Raw genomic sequence first — 26,253 nt, forward strand, 5'->3', positions numbered from 1 at the left:
TGTACGACCCGGGCGGCTTAGCCGCGACAGGCATCCCCACGATGCGGTACACAGGCGCTGATCCCCCCGCGGGGGCCCGCAGCCCGACCCCGAGCTGAGCGCGTGCGAGCCCGACGCGCTCGCGGGGTACGCGGCGGACACCGCGAACCCGTGGCGGCGGCGCACGGCGCGACGGTGCGTCGTCGCGACCGCCCGCGCTGAACGCGGCGGAAGGAACGGGGGGAAGCTCCTGCTTCGGAAGAGCGGTGGGGATGACGAAGTGCCGAGGGCGGTACCCGTGGAAGACCGGATACCGCCCTCGGTGGTAGTGCTCAGCAGTCAGTCCGCGCGCGACCTGATCTGGAGAGTGCCGTCATCGACAACGAACTCGTTGTATCCGAATCGCTCGCCCAGCTCGCGGTACCGGAGGTGCTGCGACTCGCTGATCCATACCAAGTACGCCTTGAGGACTCGCAGGAAGAGCCGGAACCCGAGGTCGGGGTCGACCTCGGTGACCACCCGTTCCAGCGACGGGACCACTTCCGGAACCCCGCAGTAGGGGTGGTCGGTAGTGGCGTGCTCCAGTTCCGTTGCGATGGTTCGCACCTCGGCGAGGACCGCGTCCCTCAGTTCCGGATCCCACGCGGGCACCTGCGGGTGAGCATCGAATCCCGGTTCGTCCCGGCGGATGCGTTCCTCGCAGACGTCCACGATCTGGCGGAGCCAGTCGCGTCCGTCCATCCATCGCGCATCCGGGACGAATTCCATGCCGACGGCCGCACACCACAGAATGTCGATCACCCTGGCGGGCAGCGGTGAGTCCAACAGCCCGACGGCGTCGTCGAGGAGGGTGGGTGCGTAAGCACCCTCGCCCCAGTCGGCGGCCAGCACGACGATCTCCAGCGGGGTGTGTTCGCCGGCCCAGGGGCTGCCGAACCACTTGGTGAGACCGCTGAAGCCGAAATCGATCCAGATGTCCTTGCGCTCCATTACCAGGTCACTCTCACTCCGGGTGCGACGTGTAGACCATGTACCCAGGCTTGTGCTTGGACCTCTTCAGGGTGATGGAGACCCAGTTCCCGGCCGGACGCGCGTGCGCGACGCCGGTGGTCGGGTAGAGGGTTCCCAGCGAGCCCGGGGTGTCCAGCTGGATTCTGAACGACTTGAGGTGCAAGGCGCTCTCCGAATCCTTGGGAGTGTTCTTCATCCACGTTTCCAGCTCGGACCGGTGGGTGGAGTACCACTTCGCGAAGGCCGCGTCCACAGAGGCCTGGGCCGTTGCGAGGTCCGTCCAGACGCCGGTCACACCGCGGTGCCTGGGGTTCCTCGCCAGGTCGTCGATGGCCTTCTGAACCGCGTCCTGCGGACTGATGTCCACATGATCCCTGATCGTGTGGGCACCCCGGTCTCCCTCGTGCAGTGTGAGGTTCAGGCAGTTGTGGACGAGCACGTCGTCCGGCCGCTGGCCCTTCGTGCGCACGAAGAAGGTGTGCAGGTCGTCGACGGTGAGGTCGTAGACCGTGCGCGGAGCCAGGCCCGAGCGGTCACGGAGGGCCGTCAGCGCGCGGACGGAGCCGTCCGGGGTGCGCAGGCGGTCACCGACGTTCAGGTCGGAGACCAGCGTCCAGCCACGGCCCACGACGTAGAACTTGTGGCCCGCGGTGCTGGTCAGCGTGCCGCCGCCGGCGATGGTGAGGTCGACCAGCCGCTCGGTGTCGTGCTGGAAGGTGTCGGTGACCTGCCGGGCGCGCAGCTTGCCGGATGCTGGGTCCGTGGCCTGGACGAGGTCACCCACGCCCACCTGGCTGATGGGCCGGTGTGAACCGTCCGCCATCAGCACCGGGGTCGCGGCGGGGAAGCTGTTGCGCGTGCAGGCCGTGAACGCGTCCTCGTAGACGTTCACCGAGCGTTCGAGCATGGCGAGGGTCACGGGGTCCAGGTCGAGGGCTTTGAGCGCCTTGAACGCGTCACGGACGCCGACGCCGGTCTTCATGGCGGCGTCCAGGGCGCGGATTCCCTCGAAGACCTTGCCGAACGCCTTGCCGGGGATGAAGTTGCTCAGCGCCCAGGCGCAGCCGCTGGCGCTGCCGTGCCAGCAGTCGACGAAGTCCTGGACCAGGACCGCCTTGATGAGCTTGTAGGTGAGGGTCTGCTGGATCAGCTCCAGCTTGGAGAAGTACCTGGTGACGTCCTTCTTCAGACCCTGGATGCGCTTGCTCTCGATGAGCAGGGTGTCCTGCGGCGGGCAGGCGCCGGCACCGGCCGTCGTGTCGGGGTTGGTGCAGAGGAAGAAGTCGACCACCGCGCTGAAGGTGACCGTGAACGTGGTGGTGCAGCCTTCGAAACCGACGGTGATCACGCAGGGCTCATGCTGCTTGGCGTCGGTGATCTCGATGGTGTCCTCGTCGACGACGTACCACGTGCCGCCCACTCCGGTGCCCGCACCGGTGGAGACCTGCTTGTTCGCGGCGTTGCGTGCCGCTTCCTCCGCTGCCTTCTGCGCCTCCTTCGCGTACTTCAGTGCGTCCTTGGCAGCCTGTTCGGCCTCGGTGGCGGCGGTGGCGGCGCGGTTGGCGGCTGCGCGTGCCTCCTTGGCCGACTGCTCGGCCGCGGTTGCGGCGTCGCGTGCGGCCTGGGCGTCGAGGGCGGCCTGGTCGGCGGAGTCACGGGCGTCCTTGGCATAGCCCTCGGCACGACCTGCGGCCTTGTCGGCGGCTGCGGCGTCGGCTGTGGCCTTGCGGTCGTACTCGATCGTGCGGGCCAGTGACGCCGATGCCTTGGCGGCGGCTGCGGCGGCGCCGGCCGCGTAGCCCAGAGCCTCCTTCGAGTAGATGCGGGCGGTTGCCGCGTGGCCGGCCGCGTTGGCGGCGTGCTGGTAGGCGATCTTCACGTCGCCCTTCGCCTGCTCGGCGAGGTTCTTGGCGGCTGCGGCCTCGGCCTGTGCGTTCTTGGCGTGGGCGTCGGCGACGGCCTTCTGCTGTTCGGCGATCGACTTCGACGCCTGCCCGGTCAGCACGACCAGGCTTGCGGCCGAGTCGGTGGTGACATACGGGGAGCCGAGCTGGATGGCGTCGTTGGCCGGTTTGGCGACCTGCGCGGCCGCGTTCCCGGCGTCGACGGCGGCCTGCGCCGTGACGTGGGCGAAGCCCGCCGCTTTCGCCGCCGCGGCCAGTGCCTTAACGACCTCCTTGCTCGCCGCGTCCGCGTGGGACTTGGCGGCCTTCGCCAGCTTCTCCGCCTCCTCCGCCAGCTTGACTGCGGTCTTGGCCTCGGCGGAGGCGTGCTCGGACGCGTCGATGGCATCGGCCGCAGCGCTCGTCGCGGTCTTGACGGCGGCGTCGGCCTTCAGTTTGGCGGCCTGGGCGGCGTCCGAGTTCGAACGGGCCCGCTTGGCCGCCGCCTCGGCACGGGTCGCCGCGGCATCTGCCTCGGCCGCCGCCTGGGTCGCGGCATCCGCCGCGGTGCGGGCACGGCCGGCTGCCGCTTCGGCGTCGTTGGCATGCGCGTTCGCCGCGTCCGCTGCCGCCCTGGACTCCTTGGCGTTGCTGTCGGACTCGTGAGCCTCGGCGAACGCCTCCTTCGCGTGCGCCTTGGCACGGGCCGCGTCGGCCTTCTGCGCGGCGTCCCACGCGTCGTCCCGCAGGTCACGCGCCTTGTCGCGGGCCTTGACCGCGCCATTCTTCTTCTCGACCGCGGTCGCCTCGGCCGCTTCGGCCTTCTCCTTGGCGTCCTTGGCGTTCGCCGCCTCGGCCTGCGCGGTCTGCTTGTGCCGGTTGGCCTCGGCCTGCTTGGCGGCGGCGGTGTCCTTCTCCGCCTTGGCCGTCTTTTCCTCGGCCTCGGCCGCGAGCCGCTTGGCGTGCGCGTCGGCGGCAGCCGCCTTCGCGTCGGCCTCCGCCTTCAGCGTGACCGCGAGCTTGGCCTCCGCCGTCTCCTTGTCCTTCTTGGCGTTGTCCCGGTGCAGCTTCGCAGCGTCCGCTGCCGCCTTCGCCTGCAACTCGGCCTTGTGGGCGGCTTCCTTGCGGAATTCGGCGTTGACCTGCGCGGCCTGAGCCAGCGCACGCTGCGTGATCGTCTTGCTGTCACCGGCCGCGGCGCGGGTTGCGGCCTCGGCGGTCTCACCGGCCTTCACCATCGCCGTCAGCGCAGCCACCGAGCCCTTGGTGACCTGCGCCTTCTGCTGCCCGACGAGAAGACCACGACCCCGCGGCGCACCAGCGGCATCCGCGATCCCGTACGCCGCCTGCTCGGCCGCGTCGGAGGAAACAGCCGATTTCTTGGCCTTCTCCAGCTGGGTCTTGAGTGCGGCCAGGTGCTTCTTCGCCGCCGCCTGAGTGGCGGCGAGGCTCTTCTTCGCCCGGTCGAACTGCGCTTTGTCCGGGTACCAGAGGCTGTCGGTGCCCTTGTGGCCGGACGGCTTGACCAGGAACTTCTGCGCGTTGGTGTTCTTGCAGTCCCACAGCCGCGCGTCCGTGCTCTTGGTGAACGCCCGCAGGTCCAGGCACTTGCCCGTGGAGACGCTCTTCAGCGGCGAGGTGGCACGGACGTCGCCCTTCCACGACTGGCCCTTGGACTTGTAGCAGTCCGAGATCTGGATCTTCGTGCCGTTCGCCGACGCGTTCCCCGCCACGTCCAGGCACTTCTGCGAACCGACGTTCCGCAGGTGGAGGTCGTCCTCGCCGCCCTCGAGCGTCCACTGCTGGGCCGCGCTGCCGTTGCAGGTGTAGATCTGGACCGGCGTGCCGTTGGCCTTGCCGGCGCCCGCAACATCGAGGCAGCTGCCCCTCGCCCCGGGCACCTGGATCGTCACATCGCTGTCCCCGATCCAGCCCACACCGCCCGCGGCCCAGTAGTCCTGCCAGCGGGTGTAGTAGTCCGCGAGCCACGACTGGCCGACGATCTGCCCCAGGGTGTACGTGCCGTCCTGCAACGCCTTCGTGGCGGTGGCACTGGAAGCGAGGATCTGCTGCCGCTGCGTGGCCTGCGCGGCGATCTCCTGCTGCCACTCGGCGGACGCCTGCGCCACCTCCTTGCCGAGCACCCGGTTCGGGTCGATCGGATCGTGCCACGCACACGACGCGAAACGGGTCTTCAGATCCTCGACCGCGATACGGAACTCCGGCGTGCCCGGAGCCGGCGCCGTGCGAGGGAAGCCGCCCGAGGCCAGGAAGATCCGGGCATCATCGGCGAACACCCTGGGAACGAAGAACTGGTTGGGCTCGACCTTCCCCGAGTTCTTCTTCCACAGCGCCCACGCCTCCTGCTCCTTCGGCGTGCCACCGCTGGTGTACAGCGGGTCGCCGATCGCGAGCGCGGCAGCCTTCGTCTTGTCGTCAGCGGTCGGCGACGGGTCCCAGAACGGGTTGAGAACCCCCTCTACCGCAGCCCCGTACGACTGCCACAACCACGGCAACAGCCCGACCCGGTCGTAGATCTTGTTCGCGTCGCGCGGTTCGCCGGGGAAGGACTCCAGGCCGCTCGTGGCACTCGACCACGCGTACCCCTGCTTCTGGACCTTGTCGACCCACTGGCCCGTACGTGCGCTGTCCGCACTGTCGGCCTGATGCAGCGGGGTCTTGTCGCTGAAGATGTCCCGCTCGAGCTTCTCGTGGAGCTGATCGGGCGGCAGCGCGAGGGCCTCCCGAGCGAGGGCATACATGCTTGGTCCGCCCGTGCGCAGGGCTTCGCCGGCCAGGCACTGGTCCTCACGCAGCCGTTCGGCTGCCTTGGTGTCGTAACCGTCGTACGAGTCACCCACCGTGGCCATGCGCGGTTCGGCGTCCCCGCCGGGCAGGCCTGGCTGGACAGCCAGGCCACCGAGAACGGCCAGGGCGACGACGGAAGTGACGGCGGAGGTGAACGTTGCAGATATGCGTGATCTGGGCTTCAAGAACCCCGGTCTGAGACGCAAGGAGTCGTCCTTTGTAACGAGCGAAGGCAGGCAGGGGGAACCACCCCAAAAAAGACGGTGGCGATACGCGCGGGTCAGCCCAAGGTCCCGCTGCGGGAACCGGGGCAGCAGGCAGCAGCGACCAAAGCAGCATGTACAACGAGCCGGTATCGCGGCACGACGAACCACCCCTCCCCCACGGCGGCACTGTTCCCCCAGCCGCCGAATGACGTGCGCGCCACAGCAGGATGGTCAAGTCCCGCCCCTGAGCGCGGCGTTCACCATATCCACACACAAACAACACCCGGCAAGTACCGACTTCGGAACCCGGACCCCGGGACCGAAAAACCATTTGCACGCCTGGTGACGGCACAGAACCGGCAAACGCCCCGTTCACAGCTCCGAATGCACGTGTGGCATCTGAAGAGAGGGAGGGCTCGCAACGAAGCTTCTTGGCCACAAGTCGGCCGGAAGCCGCCTACTCGTACATCCGGAGCGGCGCCCCGCAGCCTCGCCCGTCGGGTCGCCCGTCCCGGTGCGGGCCGGGGCTCGGCGGGCGCTGCGTGCCAGACACGAGGGCCCCAGGGGAACAACGCGAAGGTCCCGGGATCCCGGTGGCCGACCGCGGAGGCGGGGTCGGCCACCGTCCGAGGCCCTCGCCCTGCTGACCGGCCGCCTCAGCGGGCCGTCATCTCCCACAGGAGCACTTCCGCCGCCTTGACCGCCGCCAGCTCCAGGCCCTCCGCGTCCGTGATCCGTGCCGCGTCCCCCGGCCCCAACTCGGCGGTGTCGAGCCGGACCTGACCGCGCACCACGTGCACGTACACGAACGCCGCGTCCGGCACGGCGCTTCGCTCGCCGGACGAGAGGCGCCGCACGTGCAGCATCGCGCCCGCCTCCGGGAGGGCGTACGGGGTGGAGTCGGCGATGCCGCGGACGATCTCGTACGACGGCTCCCCGCCCGGCTCCAGCGGGGCGAGCCACATCTGCACGAAGACCAGCGGCACGTCCGCGTCGTTGCGCTCCACGTGCCGCACCCCGCCCGCCGAACTGAGGCGCTGGACGTCGCCGGGGCCGACGACGGTGGCGTGCCCGGCCGAGTCGCGGTGGGTGAGTTCGCCCTCGACGATCCAGGTGACGATCTCGGTGTGGCTGTGCGGGTGCTCGTCGAAGCCGGCGCCGGGCGCGAGCCGCTCCTCGTTGCAGGCGAGGATCGCACCGAAGCGCAGATTGTCCGGATCGTAGTGGCGCCCGAAGGAGAAGGCGTGCAGGGACTCGATGCCGGCCGCGGGGTCGCCGCCGCTGTAGCGCTCGCCGGCGCGCCGAACGGAAATCACGCCACCACCGTAGCCGGGAGCCGGCAGGTGCCGGCGCGATGAAGAAGAACCCGGCACTCAGCCCTCGCGTCCTGATAAGGCACTCTTGTCCCGTGCCCGAACCTGCAGCGAACTCCTCCCACCCGCACTCCGCGACCCTGCGCCGCCTCGAGCAGTCCTCCGGCCGGCTCGCCGCGAACGCCATCGCCCGCATGGACGAGTCACTGCCGTGGTACCGGGCGATGCCACCGGAGAACCGGTCGTGGATCGGTCTGGTCGCCCAGGCCGGTATCGCGGCGTTCACCGAGTGGTTCCGGCATCCGGAGACCCCGCAGGCGATCTCGACCGACGTCTTCGGCACGGCCCCGCGCGAACTGACCCGGGCCATCACCCTGCGCCAGACCGTCGAGATGGTGCGCACCACCATCGAGGTCATGGAGACGGCGATCGAGGAGGTCGCCGCGCCCGGCGACGAGTCGGTCCTGCGTGAGGCGCTGCTCGTCTACGCTCGGGAGATCGCCTTCGCCACCGCCCAGGTGTACGCCCAGGCCGCCGAGGCCCGCGGCGCCTGGGACGCCCGGCTCGAGTCGCTCGTGGTGAACGCGGTGCTGTCCGGCGAGGCCGACGAGGGCGCCGTCTCCCGGGCCGCGGCGCTCGGCTGGAACTCGCCCGAGCACGTGTGCGTGATCCTCGGCACAGCGCCGGACGGCGACAGTGAGTTGACCGTCGAGGCCATCCGGCGTGCCGCGCGGCACGCCAAGCTCCAGGTGCTGACCGGGGTGCTCGGCGACCGGCTCGTCGTCATCGCCGGCGGCAGCGACAACCCGCTCCATGTCGCCAAGGCCCTCATCGGCCCGTACGCGGCGGGGCCGGTCGTCGCCGGCCCGATCGTGCCCGATCTGCTGGCCGCGACCCGGTCCGCGCAGGCCGCCGCGGCGGGGCTCAAGGCGTGTTCCGCGTGGCAGGACGCGCCGCGGCCGGTTCTCGCGGACGATCTGCTGCCGGAGCGCGCCATCGCCTCCGACCCTGCGGCGCGCGAGCAGTTGGTGGAGGAGATCTACAGACCACTGGAAGAGGCCGGGTCGGCTCTGCTGGAAACTCTGAGTGTCTATCTGGAGCAGGCCAGCAGTCTCGAAGGCGCGGCACGCATGCTGTTCGTTCACCCCAACACCGTGCGCTACCGGCTCCGACGTGTGACAGACGTCACCGGCTGGTCACCCTCCGATGTACGCTCCGCCTTCACACTGCGAATCGCCCTCATCCTCGGGCGTCTGGCCGACGGAGATGCCCAGCTCTAGACTTTTGTGGAACACCGACAATTCCCCTGACGGTTCTTCGTCCCTGTCCTCACGGGCGGGGGAAGCCGTCCACAAGAGAGAGTGTGAGGGTGCTCGTACTCGTCGCTCCCGGCCAAGGCGCTCAGACGCCCGGCTTCCTGACTCCCTGGCTCGACCTCCCCGGCGCTGCCGCCCGCATCGCGGAGTGGTCCGACGCCATCGGGCTCGACCTTGCCCACTACGGCACGAAGGCCGACGCGGACGAGATCCGCGACACCGCTGTCGCCCAGCCCCTGCTCGTCGCCGCCGGACTGCTGTCCGCGTCCGCGCTCGGTGAGCCGGCTCCCGGCGCGGTCGCCGGTCACAGCGTCGGCGAGATCACGGCCGCCGCGTTCGCGGGTGTCATCGACGACACCTCCGCGCTGCGGCTCGTACGGGCCCGTGGCCTCGCGATGGCCGAGGCGGCCGCGATCACCGAGACCGGCATGTCGGCCATCCTGGGCGGCGAGGCGGAGACGGTGGTCGCCCACCTCGAGAAGCTCGGTCTGACCCCGGCGAACGTCAACGGCGCCGGCCAGATCGTCGCCGCCGGCACCGCCGAACAGCTCGCCGCGCTCGCGGAGGACAAGCCGGAAGGCGTCCGCCGTGTGCTGCCGCTGCAGGTGGCCGGCGCGTTCCACACGCACCACATGGCGCCCGCGGTCGCGAAGCTCGAGGAGGCCGCCAAGGCCCTCACGGTCTCCGCCCCGGCCGTCCCGTACGTTTCGAACAAGGACGGGCAGATCGTCGCCGACGGCGCCGACGTCATCTCCCGTCTGGTGGGTCAGGTCGCCAACCCGGTCCGCTGGGACCTGTGCATGGAGACCTTCAAGGAGCAGGGCGTCACCGCCCTGGTCGAGGTCTGCCCCGGCGGGACGCTCACCGGCCTCGCCAAGCGCGCCCTGCCCGGCGTGGCGACGCTGGCGCTGAAGACCCCCGACGACCTCGACGCGGCCCGCACGCTGCTCGCCGAGCACACTGCCTGAAGGAGCCGTAGAGCATGTCGAAGATCAAGCCCAGCAAGGGCGCCCCGTACGCACGCATCATGGGTGTCGGCGGCTACCGTCCGACCCGGGTCGTGCCCAACGAGGTGATCCTCGAGAAGATCGACTCGTCGGACGAGTGGATCCGCTCCCGCTCCGGTATTGCCACCCGCCACTGGGCCTCCCCCGAGGAGACCGTGACGGCGATGTCGGTCGAGGCCTCGGGCAAGGCGATCGCCGAAGCCGGGATCGCCGCCGAGCAGATCGGCGCCGTCATCGTCTCCACCGTCTCGCACTTCAAGCAGACCCCGGCCGTGGCCACCGAGATCGCCGACAAGGTCGGCGCGGGCAAGCCCGCCGCGTTCGACATCTCCGCCGGCTGCGCGGGCTTCGGCTACGGCCTGACCCTCGCCAAGGGCATGATCGTCGAAGGTTCCGCGGAGTACGTACTCGTCATCGGCGTCGAGCGGCTGAGCGACCTGACCGACCTCGAAGACCGTGCGACGGCCTTCCTGTTCGGTGACGGCGCGGGCGCGGTCGTCGTCGGCCCCTCGGACGTGCCGCACATCGGCCCCACGGTCTGGGGATCCGAGGGCGACAAATCCGAGACCATCAAGCAGACCGTGCCGTGGGACGACTTCCTCCCCCGCTCCTCGCTTCGCTCGGGCGGGGGGACCCCCACCGGCGACGTCTCGAAACTGCCGCGGGGCGAGCGCGGCGAGGTCAAGTTCCCCGCCATCACGCAGGAGGGCCAGGCGGTGTTCCGCTGGGCCGTCTTCGAGATGGCGAAGGTCGCGCAGCAGGCGCTCGACGCCGCCGGAATCAGCGTGGCCGACCTGGACGTCTTCATCCCGCACCAGGCCAATATGCGGATCATCGACTCGATGGTGAAGACCCTGAAGCTGCCGGAGCACGTCACGGTCGCCCGTGACGTGGAGACCACCGGCAACACCTCGGCCGCCTCGATCCCGCTCGCTATGGAGCGGCTCCTGGCGACCGGACAGGCGAAGAGCGGCGACACCGCGCTCGTCATCGGCTTCGGGGCGGGTCTCGTCTACGCCGCGACGGTCGTTACCCTCCCCTAGGCACCGTACGGATCTTCCGGACGGCTGCTGCCACACCCTCTGATAACCACCGAAGGAGCGCCAACATGGCCGCCACGCAGGAAGAGATCGTTGCCGGTCTCGCCGAGATCGTCAACGAGATCGCCGGTATCCCGGTCGAGGACGTCCAGCTGGACAAGTCCTTCACCGACGACCTGGACGTCGACTCGCTGTCCATGGTCGAGGTCGTCGTCGCCGCCGAAGAGCGCTTCGACGTCAAGATCCCGGACGAGGACGTCAAGAACCTGAAGACCGTCGGCGACGCCGCGGCCTACATCGCCAAGCACCAGGCCTGAGTCTCACGTCGCGTTTGTCGCCACCCTTCGGTGGCGCCGTGAAAATTCAGCACCCTCTACACGTGGAGAAAGAATTCCTGTGAACTCGACCAATCGCACCGTGGTCGTCACCGGTATCGGCGCAACCACACCGTTGGGTGGCGACAGCGCATCGACTTGGGAAGGTCTGATCGCCGGGCGTTCCGGCGTGAAGCTGCTCGAGGGTGAGCGCTTCGCCGATCTTCCGGTGAAGATCGCGGCGACCGCCGCGGTCGACCCGGGCGAGGTTCTGCCGCGCCCGCTGGCCCGCCGCCTGGACCGCTCCGCGCAGTTCGCGCTGATCGCGGCCCGCGAGGCATGGGCCGACGCCGGCTACACCGCCCCGGCCGGAGAGGACGAGTCCATCGCCCCGGCGCGCCTGGGCACGGTCATCGCCTCCGGCATCGGTGGCGTAACGACTCTGCTCGACCAGTACGACGTGCTCAAGGACAAGGGCGTACGCCGCGTGTCCCCGCACACCGTGCCCATGCTGATGCCCAACGGCCCCTCCGCCAACGTCGGCCTCGAGGTGAACGCCCAGGCGGGCGTGCACACCCCGGTCTCCGCCTGTGCGTCCGGCGCCGAAGCCATCGGCTACGCCGTCGAGATGATCCGCACCGGCCGTGCCGACGTGGTCGTCGCGGGCGGCACGGAGGCGGCGATCCACCCGCTGCCGATCGCGGCCTTCGCCAACATGATGGCGATGTCCAAGAACAACGACGAGCCCACGAAGGCCTCGCGCCCCTACGACACGGCCCGCGACGGCTTCGTCCTCGGCGAGGGCGCGGGCGTCGTGATCCTGGAGTCGGCCGAACACGCCGCCGCGCGCGGCGCGAGGGTCTACTGCGAGGTCCTGGGCCAGGGCCTGTCCGCGGACAGCCACCACATCGCCCAGCCGGAGCCGACGGGCCGCGGAATCGCGGCCGCGCTGCGGAACCTGCTGGAGACCACGGACCTCAAGCCGTCCGAGGTCGTCCACCTCAACGCCCACGCGACGTCCACGCCGCAGGGCGACGTCGCCGAGATCAAGGCACTGCGGTCGGTCCTCGGTGACGACCTCGACCACGTGGCGGTCTCCGCGACGAAGTCGATGACCGGCCACCTGCTGGGCGGTGCGGGCGGCATCGAAACGGTGGCGACGGTGCTGGCACTGCACCACCGCACGGCCCCGCCGACGATCAACGTCGACGAACTGGACGAGACGGTCGACGCGGACATCGTCCGCGACGAGCCGCGGGGCCTGCCGGAGGGCACGATCGCGGCGATCAACAACTCGTTCGGCTTCGGCGGCCACAACGTGGTGCTGGCGTTCCGCACGGTCTGATCCTTCGCGGTGACTGAGGCCCGCGCCCCCTTTGTGGGGGCGCGGGCTTTGGCTTTACCCCCACCCACCTCTTCCCGCAGTACCGATGTGCGGTTCCGCCGCGTGGCGGGCTCCCCCGGACCCGTACCGCGCTGCGCGCGGTGTCCTCAATCGCCGGACGGGCTGACAAAGTCAGCCCCGTCGGCGGGCACTTCCAGCCCGACGGGGTTCGAGGCGCGAAGGCACATCCAGCCGCGGGCGTTGAGGCGCGGGGGTTCGGGGCAGCGCCCCGACAAGACCGGCGGCACACCCGACCCGCCTGACAGGGCCGCAACCAGCCCCGCCGGCGTTGAGGCGCGAGGGTTCGGGGCAGCGCCCCGACAAGAGGAGCGGCGCCCCGACAAGACGGAGTGTCACACCACCTGGTGGAGCCACCGCACCGGCGCTCCCTCCCCCGCATACCGGAACGGTTCCAGCTCGTCGTCCCACGGCTTCCCCAGCAGCTTCGCGATCTCCGCCTCCAGATCCGTCTCGCCCTGCACGGACCGCGCCAGCGCCGCCCGCAGGCGGTCCTCGGGGATCAGGATGTCGCCGTGCATGCCGGTGACCGCGTGGAAGATGCCGAGGTCCGGCGTGGCGCTGTAGCGCTCGCCCTCCGCCGTCGCACACGGCTCCGCCGTCACTTCGAAGCGCAGCAGATGCCAGCCGCGCAGCGCGGACGCCAGCTTGGAAGCGGTGGTCACCTCGCCCTGCCAGGAGAACTCGGCTCTCCAGGTGCCCGGCGACGCGGGCTGTCGGATCCAGTCCAGCTGGACCCGTACGCCGAGCACGCCCGCGACCGCCCATTCGACATGCGGACAGAGCGCGCGCGGTGCGGAGTGAACGTACAGAACGCCACGTGTCGTCACCGGGACCTCCAGTGTGGGACGAGGTTCGCCTTCCCAGCGGCCTCAGTAAACAGCATCGGGAACAAGTCTCCGCAAAAGGGACGGGATGTGACGTGATGTAATTTACTGGCGCCGGTGGGCGAGGTGGACCCTCTGGGTCGACGTGGCAAAAGTTACCGTGCGAGACCCACCGAGGGGTGACGTACTGTCGGTCCTGGCGCCCGTACGCACCAAGGTTTCACTCGGCAGGAGGGCGAATGCCAGGATTGTGGAGGGGAAAGTGACGATGCGACGACGCAATCGGACGTTCCGGGCGCGTACCGCCGCGGTCGTCGCGCTCACCACCGCCGCCCTGGCGACGGGTGTGCTCGGGGCATGTGACGTAGCGTCAGGGCCCTCGGCTCAGCGCCCGCCGGGGAAATCCGCACGCCCCTCCCCCAGTCCGAGCCCGACCCCCGTATGGGACCGCAGCCCCCGTTCGCTCGCCGCGGTCGGCGACTCGATCACCCGGGGGTTCGACGCGTGCCAGGTCCTGACGGACTGTCCGGAGGTTTCCTGGGCCACCGGCTCGGACACCACGGTGAACAGCCTGGCCATGCGGCTGCTCGGCGCGTCGGCGGCGCAGCGCAGCTGGAACCACGCCCGTTCCGGTGCCGACGTGGCGGATCTGCCGGACCAGATGGCGCAGGCCGCGGCCCACAAACCGGAGCTGGTCACGGTCATGGTCGGCGCGAACGACGCCTGCGCGGACACCGTGGACCGGATGACACCGGTCGAGGACTTCCGCGCGTCGTTCGAGGAGTCGATGGCCCGGCTCAGGAAGGACGCCCCGAAGGCGCAGGTGTACGTGACGAGCGTGCCGGACCTCAAGCGCCTGTGGGCGACGGGACGTGACGACCCGTTGGGCGCCCAGATATGGAAGCTGGGCATCTGCGCCTCGATGCTCGGCGACGCACAGGACGAGAGCCCGCGGGCGCAGCAGCGCCGGGACACGGTCCAGCAGCGGGTCCTGGCGTACAACGGGGTGCTGAGGGACGTGTGCGACAAGGACGAGCGCTGCCGGTACGACGGCGGGGCCGTCTTCGACTTCCGCTTCACCGGTGATCAGTTGAGCCGCTGGGACTGGTTCCATCCCAGCCGGAACGGCCAGCAGCGGCTGGCGGAGATCGCATACCGCCACGTCACAGCCGCGAAGGCGCCAAGGGCCGGGCGGTAGGGGCTCGCGAGCCGGGCGGCGTCCGAAAGCGGGTCCCTGACGCCCCCCGACCCGGAGTTCGTACGGAACCGGCTGGACATCATCGACCAGGGGTGGACGATCATCTCCGTGGCGGCCGGCAGCGGCGGGGCAGCATGATGGGCGCATGAGACTTGCGGCGGGCCAGTTCACATCCGTACCGGGCGACATCGAGGCGAACGTCCGGAGCATGCAGGCTCTGGTGCGCACGGCGGCCGGGCGGGGGGCCCGTCTGGTCGCCTTCTGCGAACTGGCCGCCACCGGTTACGACCTGGAGCTGATCGCTTCAAGGCCCGACCTGTGGCTGGCCGAGGACGATCCACGTCTGGAGCCGCTGCGGGAGGCGTGCCGTACGACGTCGACGGCCGCACTGGTCGGCTGCGCCGCCCGCTCCGCCGGCCCCCGGCCCACCATCACGGCGCTCGTGATCGGCCCGGACGGCGAACTGCTCGCCCGCTACGACAAGACGCATCTGTACGGCGAGGAATCGGACGTCTTCACGGCCGGCACCGAGGACGGCCGCTTCGTCCTCGACGGCGTCCGGTTCGCGGTGGCGATCTGCTACGACAACCGGTTCCCGGAGGTCGCCGAGCGGGCGAAGGCCGACGGCTGCCACGTGTATGTGGCGAGTTCGGTACTCGAGGCGGACAACGACTCGTTCCAGCAGGTCTATCCGGCCCGGGCCGCCGACAACGCCCTGCCGGTGCTGCTCGCCAACGCGGTGGGTCCGTGCAGCGTCGGCGACTGCCGGGGCGGCAGCGCGGCCTGGGCCCCGAACGGCGCCCTGCTCGCCACCGCCGGCCCGGACGCGCCGGGCCTCGCGGTGGCCGAGGTCGTGACCGTCCAGGGCTTGCCCGCCCGGGCCGGAGACGTTGCCGACGTTGGACTCGTGGCGTCGGAGGGGCTGACGGCTCCTGGGTCCTGCGGTACCAACAGGGCGGCGGGCTGACTGCCGAACGGCAGCAGTTCCGCGAGGGGTTACGGCTTCAGGCCGCCCGAACGGTTCTACAGGGGTGGGACGAGCGGGGTGATCGCCAAGGCGCTGCGGGTCGGCGTCCGGTTGTGCAACGGTGCCGACACGCTCCATGACAGTCCCCATAACGGACCGAACCGCGGACGAGACCGGTCGGCAAAACCACCTACTGCCAGAAAATCTCTGCCTCAGGTCACTGGTCCGCCTTGCGGAGGGTGTGCGGGCCCGGTCGGGTGGGCTCCGCGGTCGGGTCCGGGTCCTCGGGACCGACCAGGTCGCGGACCATGAGCGTCGCGCCCGCCACCGCGCCCGGCATCAGGAAGACCGCGACGAACGGGACGAGGAAGGCCAGCGTCAGCGGTACGCCGAAGCCGAGGGTGAGCAGCCGACGGCCCCTCAGCAGCGCCAGCCGCTCCTTCAGTTCGACGCCGCGCCGCTGAAGGGCCACCGCCGTCAGCTCCTCCGCCAGGAAGAAGCCGGAGACGCAGAACCCGACCACCGGGACCACCGTCTGACCGACGACCGGGATGAAACCGCAGGCGAAGAGCAGCACGCCGTAGAAGATCACGCGCAGCACGATCCGCAGCGAGTCCCTCGCCGAGATCCACAGCTCGCGCCAGAGCGGCAGTCCCGAGTGGGCCACCTCGCCGCCCTCGGAGCGGTCGACCTGCTCGGAGAGGTTCTCGTAGAAGGGCTGGCCGACCAGGAGCGTCACGGCGGTGAAGGTGATCACCGCGAGGAACAGGCCGAAGGCGAACAGCAGCGCCGTCAGCGTGCCGCGGAAGATGCCGAGCCACGGCGAGGACCAGTCGTCGGCGAACGGCGTCGCCCAGGCGCTCAGGTCGTCGGCGCCGTGGACGAGTCCGACGAGCGCCGCCGCGTACAGCACCAGGGTCACCAGTCCGGGCAGCAGACCGAAGCCGAACCAGCGGCCGTGCCCGGCGACCCAGCGCTGGCCCTTCATCAAGTAGCCGAAGCCCACCCCGAGATCACGCATGCGCACACCTTATCGGGGTGCCTCTTGTTGTTCGGCAGCGGAACCGGTAGACCCTGCTTGCTGATCACCAGCACTGATCACCGTGCCGAATCGTTCCGACAACCGGAGGCTCGTACCGCATGGGCTCACGCCGACCAACAAGGCCACGGCGCTGCTCGACGTGACCGCGGTGGAGGGCAACGGCGACGCCAACGACGTGGTGCGGGTGGCCAACGCGGGCGGCGCCATCACCGGCGGCGCCCCGGCGCACACGTTCGTCCATTCGCCGGTGTGGTTCACCGGCCTCGGCAACGGGGTGCGGTGGAGCAGTCATACGGCACGGGCAACCCGCTCGTGTCCGGCCACTGGCGTGCCACGGACAAGGGCACGGGCGGCCCGGGTGACGCGGCGGGCCGGGCGTCGATCGTCTCCGGTACGTCGCGGGCGGGGACGCCGGTGGCGCTGTTCGGCACGGAGCCGCTGTTCCGGGCGCACCCGAAGGGCGTCTTCGCGCAGATCGGGCGGGCGCTGCCGGCCGGCTGATCAGCCGACCGCTCCGATCCCCCGATGTCCAGGAGAACGAGGGTCGCACCCCGCGCGGGGTGCGACCCTCGTCGTGTCCTGCTCGTCAGACCGCGAGCTCGACCGTGATGTTGCCGCGGGTCGCCTTGGAGTACGGGCAGACCTGGTGGGCCTTCTCGAGGAGCTCCTCGGCGGTGGCGGCGTCCACGTTCGGGATGCTCGCGGAGATCTTGACGATGATGCCGAAGCCGTCGTCGTTCTTGCCGATGCCGACCTCGGCGGTGACGCTCGAGCCGGAGATGTCCGCCTTCTCCTGGCGGGCCACGACACCGAGCGCGCCCTGGAAGCAGGCACTGTAACCGGCGGCGAACAGCTGCTCCGGGTTGGTGCCGGCACCACTGCCGCCCATCTCCTTGGGCGGGTTGACGACCACGTCGAGCGTGCCGTCTGCCGTGGCGACGCGGCCGTCACGACCGTTCTCCGCGGTGGCGACAGCGGTGTACAGCACGTCGGACTGCTGGATGGACATGGAGACTTCCTCCTGCTGGTTCGCCGCGACTCGCGCCCACGATCGCGACGGCTGAGGAAGAGCCTAACGGGTGGCCTACCGGGGCAGGGAAACGATCATCTTTCCGGTGTTCTCGCCGCGGAGAAGCCCGACGAAGGCCTCGTACCCGTTCTCGATGCCTTCGACGACGGTCTCGTTGTACTTGAGCTCGCCGGAGGCGATCCAGCCGGCCACGTCCCGGACGAACTGCGGCTGGAGCGCGGCGTGGTCGTTCACCAGCATGCCCTGCAGACGCAGCCGCTTGCCGATGACGAGGGCGAGGTTGCGCGGGCCGGGGGCCGGCTCCGTGTTGTTGTACTGCGCGATCATCCCGCAGATGGTCGCGCGGCCGCCCACGTTGAACGAGGAGATCGCGGCCTCGAGATGATCACCGCCGACATTGTCGAAGTAGACGTCGATGCCGTCGGGAGCGGCTTCCCTCAGCTGGTCGGCGACCGGGCCGTTCTTGTAGTTGAACGCCGCGTCGAAGCCGTACTCCTCGACGAGGAGCTTGACCTTCTCGTCCGAGCCGGCCGAGCCGATGACGCGCGATGCGCCCTTGATACGGGCCATCTGGCCGACCTGGCTGCCGACGGCGCCCGCGGCACCGGAGACGAAGACGGTGTCGCCCTCCTTGAAGGACGCGACCTCGAAGAGTCCCGCGTAAGCGGTGAGACCGGTCATGCCCAGCACGCCGAGGTACGCGGAAAGCGGGGCGAGGGAGGCGTCGACCTTCGTCGCGTGCTTGGCGGGCACGCTCGCGTACTCCCGCCAGCCGAGGCCGTGCAGAACGTGATCGCCGACCGCGAAGCCCTCGGCGGCGGACGCGACGACCTCTCCGACCGCGCCGCCTTCCATGGGCCGGTCGAGCTGGAAGGGCGGGGTGTACGACTTCACATCGTTCATCCGGCCACGCATGTACGGGTCGACGGAGAAGTGCAGGTTGCGCACGAGGACGCGGCCCTCCTCCGGCTCGGCGACGGGCGCCTCTCGCAGCGCGAAGTCCTCTGCCTTGGGCCAGCCGTGCGGGCGGGCGACAAGGTGCCATTCACGGCCGGACGCGGGAAGTGCGGACATACTGCGTGCCTCCTAGAAAAGGTTCATTACCTGAAACAACCATGCGCCTGGATATTTCATGTTGTCAAGTAAGTCGCTATCCTGATGCCATGGCCACCCAGCGAACAGACCCTGTGACCCTCGAGGTCGTCGAGCTCATCGGAGCCGTCGTGTCGCGCTACCACGCGGAATACGAGCAGGCCGCCGCCGAGCACACCCTCACCGGGGCACAGGCCCGCGTCCTGGCGCTGCTGTCCATGGAGACCACGCCGATGCGCCGCATAGCGCAGAAGCTCAAGTGCGAGCCGTCGAACGTCACGGGGATCGTGGACCGCCTGGAGGCCCGCGGTCTCGTCGAGCGCCGCCCGGACCCGGGCGACCGCAGAGTGAAGCTGGCAGCGGCCACAGAGGAAGGCCGCGACACGGACCGCAGACTGCGGGAGTCACTGGACTTCGCACGCGAGCCGCTGGCGCAGCTGACCGAGGCGGAGCGCACTCTGCTGCGGGACCTGCTTCAGCGAATGCTGGGCGCGGACGTGGCCGACCGGGCGGCCGAAGAGGATGCGCGTTAGGCGCTGGGAAGCGGGTCGCGCCCAGGGCGGGCCCCGCCCCTGGTCCGCCGGGCTAGTGCTGTGACCGGAAGGGTTTGCCGGAAAGCTCGCGGCGTCCGGTGCGGTGCATCGCAAGGCGGAGGATCTCCCGCGTACTGGATGTACTTGGGTGATGCGACAACGCAGCGAGGTGCCGTGCCGGGCGTCGCGAGCCGGTGAACCCTTTCCGGTCACAGCACTAGATACACCAGAACAGCCAGCGTTCGCACGTCTTTGTCGGCGTCGGCTCCGGAGGCGGCGGCGGGTTCTCCTGGTCCGGCGGGTCGTCGCCGCCGGGGTCCGCGGGCGGCTCGCCGGTGCTGCTGGGGCTCGATTCGCCCGGCCGGTCGTCCGGGGACGACGCGGACGGGGAGCCGCCCTCGTCCGGCTCCGGCTCCGGCTCCGACGGCTTCGCGCCGTCGCCCTCCCTGTCGCCGCCCGAGCCCTCGCCGCCCGAGCCCTCGCCTTCACCGGTGCCCTTGCCGGACTTCCCGGGGCGCGGGGAGCCGGACTTCGTCACAGCCGGCTCCTTCACCTGGTCGGGCACGTCGTGCGACTCCTCGGAGGCCGACGGCTCCGGAGTCTCCGACTCGACGATCGGCTCCTCCCTCACGGCCGTCGCCGCGCCGTCGTCGCCCGAGCCTTCGATGGCCAGCTCCGCCAGGCTCAGCGCTCCCGCCGCCAGCACCAGCCCCAACGTTCCGAGCAGCACCTTGCGGCCGCGCCGCTTCCGGGCACGGCGCCCCGCGGGCCGGCGCCGCTGCGGCGCGGCCTGTCGGCGCGAACGGCGTGGCCCATGGGTGCCCGCAGGCTCGGGCTCCACGTCCAGTTCGTAGACGTGATCCGGCTCGGGAGCGCTGGGGCTGTGGTGACGGAGCTCCTCGACCGGTGTTCCACACCCGGCACAGGCCAGGGCGCCGTTGAGGTGCCGTCCGCACGGGTGGCAGTAATCCATGGCGCCCGCAGAGTATTCGCCACCGGGGTACCTACGGTGGGTCACCCTGTGCAGATCCTGTGTGGAAAGCCGCCTTCCGCGGCGAGCCGACTCGCCACGGTTGACGCATGCCTGCGGGCAGGATGTCGGTCATGAACCCTGACGCCCGCTTCGGACCGCTCGACTTCCAACTGGTGCTTCTGCGGCGGATGGCCGACTTCCAGCCCGACCTCGTCGAGGACGCCCGCCACCGGCTGGGCGTCTCGCTCACGCAGATGCGCGAGGCCAACCGGCGGTGGCAGGCGATGGTGCGTTCCCCCAGGTCGCGGGGCGCGCTGGCGCGCTATCGCTCGGTGCTCGGCGAGCCCGCCTCGGTGCAGCGGCGGCAGATCGGCGACCTGACCTGCGACGCGCACCTGTGGCCGGTGCCGCTCTGGCCCGACCTGCGCTTCGAGGTACTCGCCGCGGACAACGGCGCGGTGTGGAACGAGTGGCTGGTACGCGCTCCGGGCACGGCCGGGCCCGACCTGCGCACGCCGGCCGATCTGGCTCCGTGGTCGTGCACCGTGGACGAGGTGGCGAGGGCCTTCCCGCCCGCCCGGCCGATGGAGGGTTCGGCACCGACCAGATGGCGGCTGGCGTTCACCCTGCCCGGCGGTGAGACGCGCGTCGCGGAATTCACCTGGGGCCTGCTGCAACGGCTCACGGACTGATCTGCCGGTCCGTCAGGTCGGGCACCCCCGCACCCCCCGACCGGCGCATCCCAGCGCGCGCCCGGCCCGTGGTGATCGCACGATGCGAAGCAAGTACCGCACTCGGGAGGACCCGCCGTGACCGTCAGCATTGAGCAGTTGCGCCGTTGCCATGTAGCCGTCGACCTGGGAGCCGCCAGAACGCGCGTCTTCGTGAAGGGCCTCGGACTCGTCGTCGACGAACCGAGCGTCGCCGCCGTGAACACCCGCACCGGGGCGCTGATCGCGGTCGGCTCCCTCGCCGAGCAGATGACCGGCCGCACACCCGACTACATCCAGGTCGCCCGCCCCGTCTCCGGCGGCACCGTTGTCGACATCGACATGGCCCAGCGGATGCTCCGCCACTTGCTCGGCGAGAAGCTCCGCCGCCAGCTGCGCCGCAAGCCCCGGCTGCGCGCCGCCGCCAGCACACCGCACGACAGCGACCCGCTCGCCCAACGCGCCACCGTGGAAACTTTGGTCGGTCTCGGCGCCCACCGGGTCGAACTGGTCGACACCCTGATCGCGGCGGCCGTCGGCTGCGGCCTTCCCGTGGAGGAGCCCAGCGGTGCCATGATCATGGTGTGCGGCGCCGCGACCACGCAGATCGCAGTCCTGTCCCTCGGTTCGATCGTCACCGCCACCCGTATCCCCATCGGCGGCAACGCCATCGACAACGCGGTGATCCAGCACCTGCGCCACCAGCACGAGCTGATGCTGCCCAGCCAGTCCGTGCGCCCGCTCCAGGTAGCCCTGCACGGCAACGGCCTCACCCAGCAGGGCCCGTCGGTGACGGAGATCCACGGCCGGGACGTCGCCACCGGCCTCGCCCGTTCCGTCCGGGTCGACACCGCCTCCGTCCGGAAGGCGATCCACACACCACTCACCTCGGTGCTCGACGGTATCGGCAAGGTGCTGCGGGACTGCCCGCCGGACCTGGTCGCCGACCTCGTCGACCGCGGCATCATGATGGTCGGCGGCAGCGCGCTGCTTCCCGGACTGGACCAGATGCTGCGGGACGCGACCGGAATGAGCGTCACCATCGCGGAGCGGCCGGACACATGCACCGTGCAGGGCCTCGGCGCCATGGTGGAGGGCAGGGTCCAGCCCCTGGAACTCGACCCGGTGGTTGAAGAAGTGGACTGAGCCCGCCGGGGAAGACCGAAACGGTGAGGACCGGTGCCGGCGGTGACGCGGTCGGCCCCGGGAACGAAACTCCCCGGGTCGCGGCGCTTCTCGAGGCGGTGACCGGCGTCGGCACCCGTGCACGTCGACGCGACGGCGCGGCTGCCGGACGGGCGCCAGGGCGTCCGGCTCACGGTCACGGACGGCGGCCTGGGCGAGGACCGGGAGCGCGGTACGACCCTGCCGTGGCACCGGCCGCTGCAGGACATCCCGACCGGGCGGACGGAGCGAACCCGGCGTAGCAGGCCCGACGCCGCAGGCCCGGCGTAGCAGGTAAATGAGTCGCGCGGCCGCGGGCGAGGCCCGACAGTGGTGCGCCATGAGCGAGCTGTGGACGACGGCGACCGCCGGCGCGGTGGCCGGGCTGGGTGTGGCCATGCCGGTCGGGGCCATCGGTGTGCTGCTGGTCCAGCAGGGCATGCGCGAGAGGCGGGGAGCGGTGGCGGCGGCGGCGGCCGTCGCGGTCGTCGACATGGCCTACGCTGCCGTGGCCACGGCCCTCGGCCCGCTGATCGCGTCCGCGCTGTCCGGTGTGGAGGCGTGGGTGCGCCTCGTGTCGGCGATCGTCCTCGTGGGCATCGCGGCCCACGGCCTGCTGTCCTCACGCACCAAGGCCCTCCCCGCCGAAGAAGACGCCTCTGCGCCCGGCGCGACCGCCAGCGCCGACGGCGGACCCGTGCGGGTCTTCACGCGCTTCGCCGCCCTGACCCTCATCAACCCCACGACCGCCCTCTACTTCGCCGCGCTCACCACAGCTCAGGGCGCCGCCCTCGGCGGAGGCACCGCCGGAGCCGTCTTTGTCGCCGGGGTGTTCGTGGCCTCGCTGGTGTGGCAGCAGCTGCTGGTCGCGGCCGGCGGTTTCGCCGGTGTCCGGATCTCCGGCCGGGCGCGCGCCTGGACCTTCCGCATCGGCTACGGCCTCGTCGCCGTGTACGCGGTGAAGATCGCGCTGCCGCTCCCGTAGCGCCCTTGCCCGACCCTGCGCCGGCGACCGCGACGACCCCATCCGGAGGGGTGCATCGCCGAGGACCTTGCGGGCCTGGAAGCAGGAGGCCATCCACGCGATGACGCCACAGTCGGTCCAATCTGTCGTGCCCGCACCGTGACCGGCACCACTGACACCTCACGCCCAGGCCAAGGCGACCGCTCACGGGCCAAGGGCAGCGCGCAGGATTCGCTTTCGATCGGCTTCCTGCTGCCGTCCGACCCGGCCCTGGCAGGCTGGGTGTACGCGTACGGGCGGAACGCGCCACCTGGCCGACGGCCGGGCGGCGGGCGGACGACGCCTTCCGGCGGATCGCCGGCGTGCGCCGAAGGCGGGAGCGCGACAATGACGCCTCCGCACGCGACACGAGGAGGACCAGGCGTGAGTTCGCTCTTTCCGGCGTTGGATGCCGCGGCCCCCGGCTCCGGCCGCATCGCCCTTCGGTTCGGGGAACGCTCCTTGACGTACGGGCAGCTGAACGGTGCCGCCGGCGCCCTCGCGGCTCGGATCGCGGAGGCCGGGCGGGTCGCCCTGTGGGCCGCCCCGACGCTCGAGACGGCGGTGGGCGCGGTGGCGGCGCTGCTGGCCGGCGTGCCGGTCGTGCCGCTCAACCCGAAGACCGGCGAGCGGGAGCTGGCGCACATCCTCGCCGACAGCGCGCCGACCGTGGTGCTCGCCGGACCGGACGACGAACTGCCGTCGCAGCTCGCCTCGTTGGAGCGCGTCGACATCCACGTCGCGGGCCCGGCGGGCGCGCTGCCGCCGGAGGCGGGGGCCGGCTCCCCCGCGATGATCGTCTACACCTCGGGCACGACGGGCCCGCCCAAGGGCGCGGTGCTGCCGCGCCGCGCGATCGCCGCCACGCTGGACGCACTGCAGGACGCCTGGCAGTGGAGCGCCGACGACGTCCTGGTGCACGCCCTGCCGCTGTTCCATGTGCACGGGCTCATCCTGGGGATCCTCGGCCCGCTGCGCCGCGGCGGCGAGGTGCGGCACCTGGGACGTTTCACTCCGCAGGGCGTGACAAGGGAACTGAGCTCCGGCGGCACGATGCTCTTCGGCGTGCCCACGATGTACCACCGGCTGGCCGAAGCTCTGCCCGCAGACGCGGAGTTGACGAAGGCACTGGCCGGAGCGCGACTGCTGGTGTCGGGCTCCGCCGCCCTGCCGCTGCCCGACCACGAGCGGATCGTCGCGGCGACCGGCCGCCGGGTCGTCGAGCGGTACGGGATGACGGAGACACTGATGAACACCAGCGTCCGCGTGGACGGCGAGGCCCGGCCGGGCACGGTCGGAGTGCCTCTGCGCGGGGTGGGGCTGCGGCTCGTCGAGGAGGACGGAACGGAGATCACCGACCGGGACGGCGAGACGATCGGCGAGATCCAGGTGCGTGGCGACAACCTGTTCACGGAGTACCTGAACCGCCCCGACGCGACGGCCGCGGCCTTCGACGGGAACTGGTTCCGCACGGGCGACATGGCCGTGCGCGAGGCGGACGGTCATGTGCGCATCGTCGGCAGGAAGGCCACCGACCTGATCAAGAGCGGCGGCTACAAGATCGGGGCGGGTGAGATCGAGAACGTGCTGCTGGACCATCCGGCCGTGCGCGAGGCGGCGGTGACCGGCGAGCCCGACGCCGACCTCGGGGAGCGGGTGGTCGCCTGGATCGTGGCCACGGACCCGCAGTCCCCGCCGGCCGGGGAGGAGCTGGCGGACCATGTCGCCGCCCAGCTCGCCCCGCACAAGCGGCCGCGGACGGTCCGGTTCCTCGACGTCCTGCCGCGCAACGACATGGGCAAGATCATGAAGCGGGCGCTCCATGCCTGAGCGCCTGTCCGCCCGCGAGGCGATCGCCGTGGTCTGCGACGGGTTCACGGAGCAGGAGCTCGCCGAGCTTCCGATCACCGGAGACGGGCCGCTCGACTGGGAGGGCTACGGCGCACAGCGGGCCCGCGCGTCACGGCGGACGGGCTCCGCGGAGTCCGTCGTCTACGGCACCGCCCTGCTCGGCCGCACCGAATGCGTGCTGATCTCCTTCGAGTTCGGCTTCCTGGGCGGCTCGCTGAGCCGACGGGCCGGGGACCGGCTGGAGGCTGCGTACACGCTGGCCCGTGAGCGCCGGCTGCCGCTCGTCTCGCTGATCGCGACGGGCGGCAGCCGGATGCAGGAGGGGATGGTGGCGCTGACGCAGCTGCAACGGGTCGCCCGCGCGTCGGCGCTGCTGCGTGAGGCGCGCCTCCCCCACATCGCCGTGCTCCGCGACCCGACGACGGGCGGCGGCTGGGCCACCCTCGGGGCGGGCGCGGACGTCATCCTGGCGCTGCCCGGCGCCCAGGTCGGCTTCGCGGGCTCCCGCGTGCGCCCGGCGGACGCGGACCCGACGGCCTACTCGGCCGAGGGCCAGCTCGCGTCGGGCCAGATCGACGCGGTCGTAGGACCGGAGGCGTTGCGCGAGACACTGGCGTTCTGGGCCTCGGCACTCGCACCCGGCGCGGCGGCCACGGAAGCCGCCCCTCCGCCGCGGGCGCTCGGCGGGGGCGGGGAGCTGCCGCGCAGCGGTTGGGACGCCGTGCGGCAGGCGCGTGAGCCGGGGCGGCCGCGGGCCGAGGCGTATCTCGACGACTACTTCACGCACCGCGAGCTGCTGCGCGGGGACAGGTGCGGCGGTGACGACCCGGGGATGCTGTGCGGGGTGGGTCTGCGGGACGGGCGGCCGGTGGCGTACGCCGCCCAGTGCGGGACGGCGACCACGCCCGCCGGTTTTCGCACGGCCGCCCGCGTCATACGGCTCGCCGACCGGCTGGGGCTCCCCGTGCTGACGCTCATCGACACGCCCGGCGCCGACAACGGCGCCGAGGCCGAGCGCTGCGGCGCGGGCGCGGCGATCGCCGAGATGTTCACGGCCGTGGCCGCCGCCCGTACCCCGCTGACGAGCCTGCTCATCGGCGAGGGCGGCTCCGGGGGCGCCCTGGCGCTCGCCGCGCCCGGCAACACCTGGGCCGCCCCGGGCAGTTACTTCTCCGTCATCGCGCCCGAGCTCGCCGCGGCGATCCTCAAGCGCTCCCCGGAGCAGGTGCCGCACACCGCGGACCAGCTGCGGCTGCGGCCTCAGGACCTGGTGGAGCTGGGTGTCGTACGAGGCGTCGTGGGCGTCGAATAGCGGCACGGAGCGGCAGCCCGGCGGCCATCAGCCGGGCTCCGCGCCTCGCGGGTGGTCTGGTGGTCATGGATGCCTCTCCTCGGGACGTCCGGTGGACGGGGGTGGCTCCGGACGCTGCGAAGAGTTTCGACGCGATCAAGCTGCCTGCGAACCGAACGGCACTGGCGGGTACGCGCCATGGCGGTCACCCGCCACGTGCGCGCGGCCGGGCGGGAGTCCGCACGGCCGCGCGTTCATACCGGTGCCCGCACGGCCGCGCGTCCTACGGGCGG

At 71.0% G+C, this 26,253-nt stretch carries 22 protein-coding genes and 2 pseudogenes; 16 read left to right on the forward strand and 8 right to left on the reverse strand.

Going from position 1 to position 26,253, the window contains the following annotated elements; translation table 11 throughout:
• Positions 1-318: 318 nt before the first annotated feature.
• The 3 genes from ACZ4SA_RS07510 to ACZ4SA_RS07520 all read right to left on the reverse strand — a co-directional run bounded on the left by ACZ4SA_RS07510 (position 319) and on the right by ACZ4SA_RS07520 (position 7,203).
• Positions 319-969: a hypothetical protein gene (locus ACZ4SA_RS07510; RefSeq protein ID WP_468270863.1), complete on the reverse strand. Its 651-nt coding sequence runs from the start codon at positions 967-969 to the stop codon at positions 319-321.
• A gap of 13 nt (positions 970-982) precedes the next feature.
• Positions 983-5,743 carry a ricin-type beta-trefoil lectin domain protein gene (locus tag ACZ4SA_RS07515; RefSeq protein ID WP_468271226.1) on the reverse strand — a complete coding sequence of 1,587 codons (4,761 nt, stop codon included), beginning with the start codon at positions 5,741-5,743 and terminating at the stop codon, positions 983-985.
• Between the two features lie 800 nt (positions 5,744-6,543).
• On the reverse strand, positions 6,544-7,203 hold the full coding sequence (locus tag ACZ4SA_RS07520) for a pirin family protein (RefSeq protein WP_468270865.1): 660 nt from the start codon (positions 7,201-7,203) through the stop codon (positions 6,544-6,546).
• A 92-nt stretch (positions 7,204-7,295) separates the two neighbouring features.
• Here ACZ4SA_RS07520 and ACZ4SA_RS07525 point away from each other — a divergent pair, with 92 nt between their 5' ends.
• From ACZ4SA_RS07525 to ACZ4SA_RS07545, 5 genes are all read left to right on the forward strand, one after another.
• Positions 7,296-8,480 (forward strand): PucR family transcriptional regulator, encoded by a 1,185-nt coding sequence (locus ACZ4SA_RS07525; RefSeq protein WP_468270866.1) that lies wholly within the window; start codon positions 7,296-7,298, stop codon positions 8,478-8,480.
• Positions 8,481-8,569: 89 nt separating this feature from the next.
• Entirely contained in the window at positions 8,570-9,484 is a 915-nt protein-coding gene (locus ACZ4SA_RS07530) for an ACP S-malonyltransferase (protein WP_468270868.1), read from the forward strand.
• Between the two features lie 14 nt (positions 9,485-9,498).
• Positions 9,499-10,566 carry a beta-ketoacyl-ACP synthase 3 gene (locus tag ACZ4SA_RS07535; protein ID WP_468270870.1) on the forward strand — a complete coding sequence of 356 codons (1,068 nt, stop codon included), beginning with the start codon at positions 9,499-9,501 and terminating at the stop codon, positions 10,564-10,566.
• Between the two features lie 65 nt (positions 10,567-10,631).
• Entirely contained in the window at positions 10,632-10,880 is a 249-nt protein-coding gene (locus ACZ4SA_RS07540; RefSeq protein ID WP_468270872.1) for an acyl carrier protein, read from the forward strand.
• A gap of 79 nt (positions 10,881-10,959) precedes the next feature.
• Positions 10,960-12,222: a beta-ketoacyl-[acyl-carrier-protein] synthase family protein gene (locus tag ACZ4SA_RS07545; protein ID WP_468270874.1), complete on the forward strand. Its 1,263-nt coding sequence runs from the start codon at positions 10,960-10,962 to the stop codon at positions 12,220-12,222.
• A 392-nt stretch (positions 12,223-12,614) separates the two neighbouring features.
• Here ACZ4SA_RS07545 and ACZ4SA_RS07550 read toward each other — a convergent pair whose 3' ends face one another.
• On the reverse strand, positions 12,615-13,109 hold the full coding sequence (locus tag ACZ4SA_RS07550) for a DUF3145 domain-containing protein (RefSeq protein ID WP_468270876.1): 495 nt from the start codon (positions 13,107-13,109) through the stop codon (positions 12,615-12,617).
• 265 nt (positions 13,110-13,374) lie between these two features.
• On the opposite strand from ACZ4SA_RS07550, the gene ACZ4SA_RS07555 reads away from it, so the two are divergent.
• The 3 genes and pseudogenes from ACZ4SA_RS07555 to ACZ4SA_RS07565 all read left to right on the forward strand — a co-directional run.
• Positions 13,375-14,304 (forward strand): SGNH/GDSL hydrolase family protein, encoded by a 930-nt coding sequence (locus tag ACZ4SA_RS07555; protein WP_468270878.1) that lies wholly within the window; start codon positions 13,375-13,377, stop codon positions 14,302-14,304.
• A 145-nt stretch (positions 14,305-14,449) separates the two neighbouring features.
• On the forward strand, positions 14,450-15,271 hold the full coding sequence (locus tag ACZ4SA_RS07560; protein ID WP_468270880.1) for a carbon-nitrogen hydrolase family protein: 822 nt from the start codon (positions 14,450-14,452) through the stop codon (positions 15,269-15,271).
• Positions 15,244-15,383 (forward strand): annotated as a pseudogene (locus ACZ4SA_RS07565) (IS630 family transposase); the annotation flags it as partial. The gene ACZ4SA_RS07560 and the pseudogene ACZ4SA_RS07565, both read left to right, overlap by 28 nt.
• A gap of 105 nt (positions 15,384-15,488) precedes the next feature.
• Here the strand turns inward: ACZ4SA_RS07565 and ACZ4SA_RS07570 are convergent.
• Positions 15,489-16,292, reverse strand: a complete 804-nt coding sequence (locus ACZ4SA_RS07570; RefSeq protein ID WP_468270882.1) for an EI24 domain-containing protein — start codon at positions 16,290-16,292, stop codon at positions 15,489-15,491.
• A gap of 136 nt (positions 16,293-16,428) precedes the next feature.
• Between ACZ4SA_RS07570 and ACZ4SA_RS07575 the strand changes: the two are divergent.
• Positions 16,429-16,814, forward strand: a pseudogene (locus ACZ4SA_RS07575) (M14 family zinc carboxypeptidase); the annotation flags it as partial.
• An 85-nt stretch (positions 16,815-16,899) separates the two neighbouring features.
• Here the strand turns inward: ACZ4SA_RS07575 and ACZ4SA_RS07580 are convergent.
• Together ACZ4SA_RS07580 and ACZ4SA_RS07585 are read right to left on the reverse strand one after the other, a co-directional pair.
• A complete protein-coding gene (locus ACZ4SA_RS07580; protein ID WP_468270884.1) occupies positions 16,900-17,322 on the reverse strand; it encodes an organic hydroperoxide resistance protein in 423 nt (140 codons plus the stop codon).
• Positions 17,323-17,397: 75 nt separating this feature from the next.
• Positions 17,398-18,417, reverse strand: coding sequence for an NADP-dependent oxidoreductase (locus ACZ4SA_RS07585; protein ID WP_468270886.1), 1,020 nt, complete (start codon positions 18,415-18,417; stop codon positions 17,398-17,400).
• An 89-nt stretch (positions 18,418-18,506) separates the two neighbouring features.
• Between ACZ4SA_RS07585 and ACZ4SA_RS07590 the strand changes: the two genes are divergently transcribed.
• Positions 18,507-18,968, forward strand: a complete 462-nt coding sequence (locus ACZ4SA_RS07590; RefSeq protein WP_468270888.1) for a MarR family winged helix-turn-helix transcriptional regulator — start codon at positions 18,507-18,509, stop codon at positions 18,966-18,968.
• 217 nt (positions 18,969-19,185) lie between these two features.
• Here the strand turns inward: ACZ4SA_RS07590 and ACZ4SA_RS07595 are convergent, their stop codons facing one another.
• On the reverse strand, positions 19,186-19,941 hold the full coding sequence (locus ACZ4SA_RS07595; RefSeq protein ID WP_468270890.1) for an SCO2400 family protein: 756 nt from the start codon (positions 19,939-19,941) through the stop codon (positions 19,186-19,188).
• Between the two features lie 131 nt (positions 19,942-20,072).
• On the opposite strand from ACZ4SA_RS07595, the gene ACZ4SA_RS07600 reads away from it, so the two are divergent.
• The 6 genes from ACZ4SA_RS07600 (at position 20,073) to ACZ4SA_RS07625 (ending at position 25,981) form a co-directional block, all read left to right on the forward strand.
• Positions 20,073-20,633 carry a hypothetical protein gene (locus ACZ4SA_RS07600; RefSeq protein WP_468270892.1) on the forward strand — a complete coding sequence of 187 codons (561 nt, stop codon included), beginning with the start codon at positions 20,073-20,075 and terminating at the stop codon, positions 20,631-20,633.
• 117 nt (positions 20,634-20,750) lie between these two features.
• A complete protein-coding gene (locus tag ACZ4SA_RS07605) occupies positions 20,751-21,797 on the forward strand; it encodes a rod shape-determining protein (protein ID WP_468270894.1) in 1,047 nt (348 codons plus the stop codon).
• 117 nt (positions 21,798-21,914) lie between these two features.
• Positions 21,915-22,106, forward strand: a complete 192-nt coding sequence (locus ACZ4SA_RS07610; RefSeq protein WP_468270896.1) for a hypothetical protein — start codon at positions 21,915-21,917, stop codon at positions 22,104-22,106.
• Positions 22,107-22,155: 49 nt separating this feature from the next.
• Complete coding sequence (locus ACZ4SA_RS07615) at positions 22,156-22,800, forward strand: LysE family transporter (protein ID WP_468270898.1); 645 nt, start codon at positions 22,156-22,158, stop codon at positions 22,798-22,800.
• A 402-nt stretch (positions 22,801-23,202) separates the two neighbouring features.
• On the forward strand, positions 23,203-24,648 hold the full coding sequence (locus tag ACZ4SA_RS07620) for an acyl-CoA synthetase (RefSeq protein ID WP_468270900.1): 1,446 nt from the start codon (positions 23,203-23,205) through the stop codon (positions 24,646-24,648).
• Positions 24,641-25,981 (forward strand): carboxyl transferase domain-containing protein, encoded by a 1,341-nt coding sequence (locus ACZ4SA_RS07625; RefSeq protein ID WP_468270902.1) that lies wholly within the window; start codon positions 24,641-24,643, stop codon positions 25,979-25,981. Before ACZ4SA_RS07620 ends, ACZ4SA_RS07625 begins: the two co-directional genes overlap by 8 nt.
• Positions 25,982-26,253: the final 272 nt, after the last annotated feature.

It is taken from the genome of Streptomyces sp. NPDC027962 (assembly GCF_055566095.1).